This window comes from Flavobacterium sp. (genome assembly GCF_044338735.1).
GTDB lineage: Bacteria > Bacteroidota > Bacteroidia > Flavobacteriales > Flavobacteriaceae > Flavobacterium.
The window spans coordinates 1-4,731 of the sequence record NZ_JBIIWV010000155.1; the positions used below are offsets into that span (position 1 = coordinate 1).

At 33.0% G+C, this 4,731-nt stretch carries 5 protein-coding genes; 4 read left to right on the plus strand and 1 reads right to left on the minus strand.

The features are described 5' to 3' along the window. Together ACIQZC_RS09090 and gpmI are read left to right on the plus strand one after the other, a co-directional pair. On the plus strand, positions 1 to 542 hold a 542-nt coding region (locus tag ACIQZC_RS09090; RefSeq protein ID WP_396138912.1), incomplete at its 5' end, for a DUF5916 domain-containing protein. Positions 543 to 626: 84 nt separating this feature from the next. Then, positions 627 to 2,144, plus strand: coding sequence for a 2,3-bisphosphoglycerate-independent phosphoglycerate mutase (gene gpmI, locus ACIQZC_RS09095; protein WP_396138913.1), 1,518 nt, complete (start codon positions 627 to 629; stop codon positions 2,142 to 2,144). A gap of 108 nt (positions 2,145 to 2,252) precedes the next feature. On the opposite strand, the gene ACIQZC_RS09100 is transcribed toward gpmI, so the two are convergent. Beyond that, positions 2,253 to 2,588 carry an RNA recognition motif domain-containing protein gene (locus tag ACIQZC_RS09100; protein WP_396138914.1) on the minus strand — a complete coding sequence of 112 codons (336 nt, stop codon included), beginning with the start codon at positions 2,586 to 2,588 and terminating at the stop codon, positions 2,253 to 2,255. A gap of 316 nt (positions 2,589 to 2,904) precedes the next feature. Between ACIQZC_RS09100 and map the strand changes: the two genes are divergently transcribed. Both map and ACIQZC_RS09110 read left to right on the plus strand, forming a co-directional pair. Beyond that, positions 2,905 to 3,723 (plus strand): type I methionyl aminopeptidase, encoded by an 819-nt coding sequence (gene map / locus ACIQZC_RS09105; RefSeq protein WP_396138915.1) that lies wholly within the window; start codon positions 2,905 to 2,907, stop codon positions 3,721 to 3,723. Positions 3,724 to 3,816: 93 nt separating this feature from the next. After that, positions 3,817 to 4,590: a class I SAM-dependent methyltransferase gene (locus ACIQZC_RS09110; RefSeq protein WP_396138916.1), complete on the plus strand. Its 774-nt coding sequence runs from the start codon at positions 3,817 to 3,819 to the stop codon at positions 4,588 to 4,590. Positions 4,591 to 4,731: the final 141 nt, after the last annotated feature.

Consider the following 4,731-nt stretch of genomic DNA (forward strand, 5'->3'; position numbering starts at 1 on the left):
AAGCAGGAATAAACATCAGGCCTAGATATCGTTTTAATGATCAATTTTCATTAGTGTATAGCTTTGATTATTTTAGACAGCAAAACGACATTGGTTTTATTGATTTTGAAAATGGTAACATCATTTTTGCGCGAAGAGATAGAAATACGTATACGAATTCGCTAACCAGTAAGTTTTCTATCAGTAGTGTGATGAACTTTAATTTATCGGTTAGACATTATTGGTCTCTTGCTGAAAATAATCAAATAAACACATTAAATTCAGATGGAAGTTTAACCCAAAATACAACTTATACCGCAAATAAAAATTCAAATTTCAGCACATGGAATTTAGATTTATCCTATTCTTGGTGGTTTGCTCCTGGTAGCCAAATGTCAATATTATACAGAAATAATGCTGCTGCTTTTAATCGCACTATAAACAATAATTTTAATACAAACTTCTCAAATTTATTTGATAACAATTTAAATCATATTTTATCAATTAGTGTGCGTTATTTTATCGATTATAATCAAGCGAAAAATTGGGTTAAAAAAGGATAATTTGCGTAATCGATTTCGTAAATTTTGCTTCTCTTTTAAACTAAAAAAGTACTCATTTGTTTATCTTTGTCCAAATACAAAGTCATGAACAAAAAAGTAATTTTAATGATCTTAGACGGTTGGGGGAAATCGCCCGACCCAAAAGTATCCGCCATAGACAATGCAAACACCCCTTTTATTGACGGATTATATACTCAATATCCAAATGCACAATTAAGAACCGATGGTTTGAATGTAGGTTTACCCGAAGGCCAAATGGGAAATTCGGAAGTAGGTCACATGAACTTAGGTGCAGGTCGCATTGTATATCAAGATTTAGCCAAACTTAATTTGGCCGTTGAACACAAAACAATGAGTCAAGAGCAACCGCTAAAAGAAGCGTTTGAATATGCTAAAAAGAATAACAAATCCATTCACTTTTTAGGTTTAGTTTCAGATGGCGGGGTGCATTCACACACATCTCATTTAAGAGGTTTAATTGATGCCGCTCAAGAAAGTGGTGTTCAAAAAATGTTTGTGCATGCGTTTACTGATGGACGTGATGTAGATCCAAAATCGGGAATTAACTACATTGCTGATTTAGAAAATTATTTACAAAACACAAATGCTTCATTGGCTACTATCATTGGTAGATATTATGCCATGGATCGAGATAAACGTTGGGAACGAGTAAAATTAGCGTACGATTTAGTAGTCAATGCCGAAGGATTCCATTCTACTAATGCCGTTAAAAGTATTCAAGAAAGTTATGCCAACAGCGTTACAGACGAATTTATTCAACCAATCATTATGGTTGACAACCAAGACAAACCTGTTGCAACAATTAAAGAGGAAGATGTGGTTATTTTCTTCAACTTTAGAACCGATAGAGGAAGGGAATTAACCGAAGTGCTTTCGCAAAAAGACTTCCCTGAATTCAATATGCATAAACTGAATTTGTATTATGTTACTATGACTAATTATGACGAAACTTACCAAAACGTTCATGTAATTTATGACAAAGATAATATTACTGAAACGCTAGGTGAAGTTTTAGAAAAAGCAGGAAAAACACAAATTAGGATTGCTGAAACTGAGAAATATCCTCACGTTACTTTTTTCTTTTCGGGTGGAAGAGAAGAACCTTTTAAAAACGAAACGAGAATTTTAAAAAACTCTCCTAAAGTAGCAACATACGATTTACAACCCGAAATGAGTGCTTTTGAACTAAAAGATGCTTTGGTCACAGAATTGAAAAAAGGCGCAGTTGATTTTGTTTGTTTAAATTTTGCCAATGGCGATATGGTAGGACACACCGGCGTTATGGAAGCCGCCATAAAAGCCTGTGAAGCAGTTGATGTTTGTGTAAAAGAAGTGGTTGAAACTGCATTAGAAAATAATTACACAACGATTATCATTGCCGATCATGGAAATTGTGAAACAATGATTAACCCAGATGGTTCGCCCAATACTGCTCATACAACAAATCCTGTTCCAATTATTTTAGTGGACAAAGATTTAAAAAATATACATAATGGAGTTTTAGGTGATATTGCGCCTACAATTCTTGAATTGATGGGAATTGAAAAGCCAACCGTAATGACTTGTAAATCATTATTATAAGTATGTAAATTTATTTTGTTTATTTTTTAAAAAAATACACAACCTGAATAAACTAAAAAAACCTTCGCAATGCGAAGGTTTATCTTTCGTTTTATATTTAAAAATATATTAGTAACGACCTCTTGAGTTGTTATCTCTATCATTAGAGAAACCGCCTCTACTTCCACCAGCATTACGATCGAAACTTCTTCTTTCGCCTTCTGGTTTTGGTTCAGATTTGTTAACTACGATTTTTCTACCTTCGATAGTTCCACCGTTTAATTCGTCAATTGCTTTTTGAGCCTCAGCATCATTAGCCATTTCAACAAATCCAAATCCTTTACTTCTTCCGGTAAATTTGTCAGAGATAATTTTAACTGATTCAACAGTTCCATACTCTTCGAAATAACCTCTTAAATCTGCTTCCTCTACACTGAAAGGAAGACTTCCTACAAAAATGTTCATCTATGAAAAATTTAATTCGCAACAAAGATAGGCTATTTAATGTTGCAAAACCCTTATTCATTGAAATATTTTCAAAAACAGCACTTTTTCGCTAAAAAATTCAAAATCAAAAGGTTAGTTTCCTATGAAATTTTTAATACTTGGTGAAATTTTATAATATCCTATACAATTTGTTCTAAAATCTACTTTAGAATTCAAACTTTAAAAATAAAATTACTCCTACTTGGTGAACGGTTTTGGGCCAAAGAAATAAGGAAATTTGAATTTGAACTAATAATTGAACTTGAATTTGTATTTTTGTCCCGAAATTTTTATTATGATTATACTTAAAACCCTTGAAGAAATTGAATTAATGCGCGAAAGCGCCTTAATCGTTTCTAAAACACTTGGAATGATTGCTAAAGAAATCAAACCAGGTGTTACTACTTTATATTTAGACAAATTAGCAGAGGATTTTATTCGTTCGCACGGAGCAGAGCCTGCATTTTTAGGTATGTATGGATTTCCAAATTCGCTTTGCATGAGTCCCAATACACAAGTAGTTCACGGAATTCCAAATGATATTCCTTTACAAGAAGGTGACATTATTTCGGTAGATTGTGGTGCTTTGAAAAACGGATTTTATGGTGATCATGCTTATACTTTTGAAGTAGGAGAAGTAAATCCAGCAACTAAAAAATTATTAAAAATTACAAAAGAATCGCTTTATGAAGGAATTCGAGCTACTAAAGTGGGCAATCGTGTAGAAGATATTGGAAACGCAGTTCAAGTATATTGTGAAGCACAAGGCTATGGAGTTGTACGAGAGTTGTGCGGACACGGTTTAGGCAGAAAAATGCACGAAGACCCTGAAGTGCCAAACTACGGAAAACGGGGTCGTGGAAAAAAATTAGTGAACGGAATGGTTATTGCAATTGAACCGATGATCAATATGGGAACCAAAAATATAAAACAACATAAGGACGGTTGGACCATTACCACTGCCGATGGAAAACCGAGCGCTCATTTTGAACACGATGTGGCTATTATAGATGGAAAACCTGAATTATTATCAACCTTTGCTTATATTTATGATGCCTTAGGAATTGTAAGTAATGAAGAAGATGGATTAAGACAAAAGCCTTTAGTGATGTAAATAAAACAAACGCAGATTTCACTGATTTTCACAAATTAAAAGAATTAAGCAAGAAAAATCTGTGAAAATTTGTGAAATCTGAGTTCAAAAAAAATGAAAAAAATATTCAAACTTATATTAAATACCATTCCTCGACCAATATTGATTCGGTTGAGTATTGTGGTGCGACCTATTTTAGCTTTTTTATTGAAAGGAAATCTTTTTACCGATCCCATTGATGGAAAAAGTTTTCGAATGTTTTTACCCTACGGATATGGAACACAACGAAACAACGTTTTGTCACCCAGTACACTTTCATTAGAAAGACATCGCTTATTGTGGTTGTATTTAAAAAATGAAACCGATTTTTTTACTGCACCAAAAAAAGTATTGCATTTTGCGCCCGAACAAGAATTTTACAAACGTTTTAAAAAACAATCAAATTTAGAATATACCACAACCGATTTGTTTTCGCCGCTAGCCGATGTAAAAGCAGATATTTGCAACCTACCTTTTGAAGATAATTCATACGACATCATTTTATGCAATCACGTTCTAGAACATATTCCAGATGATACAAAAGCGATGCAAGAATTATATCGTGTTTTAAAACCGGGCGGCATGGGAATATTTCAAATTCCGCAAGAGCTATCTAGAGCTACAACTTTTGCAGATGATTCAATAACCGACCCAAAAGAAAGAGCTAAAATCTTCGGACAATATGATCATGTGAGGGTTTATGGCAGAGATTACTTTGATAAATTGAGAAGCATTGGTTTTAAAGTAGACGAAATAAACTACACACAATCAATTTCTAGTGATTTAGTTGAAAAATACTGTTTAGCAAAAGGCGAAATTATTCCAGTTTGCTACAAACAAATAAAATAAATAGGTTCCTTTTTATAAATTAACCCTTGGAGTTGCAGACCTTAAAATTGTTTGCTATTTTTACAAGGATTAAATTTTTTCAAATGAAAAATTATTGGCTCCTTTTTATAGTACTTTTTTTTTCAATTTCTTTAGTAGCAC

Coding starts and splice junctions, on each gene's coding strand:
- ACIQZC_RS09100 (WP_396138914.1), bottom strand. CDS start 2,588: ATGAACATTTTTGTAGGAAGTCTTCCTTTCAGTGTAGAGGAAGCAGAT.
- gpmI (WP_396138913.1), top strand. CDS start 627: ATGAACAAAAAAGTAATTTTAATGATCTTAGACGGTTGGGGGAAATCG.
- ACIQZC_RS09110 (WP_396138916.1), top strand. CDS start 3,817: ATGAAAAAAATATTCAAACTTATATTAAATACCATTCCTCGACCAATA.
- map (WP_396138915.1), top strand. CDS start 2,905: ATGATTATACTTAAAACCCTTGAAGAAATTGAATTAATGCGCGAAAGC.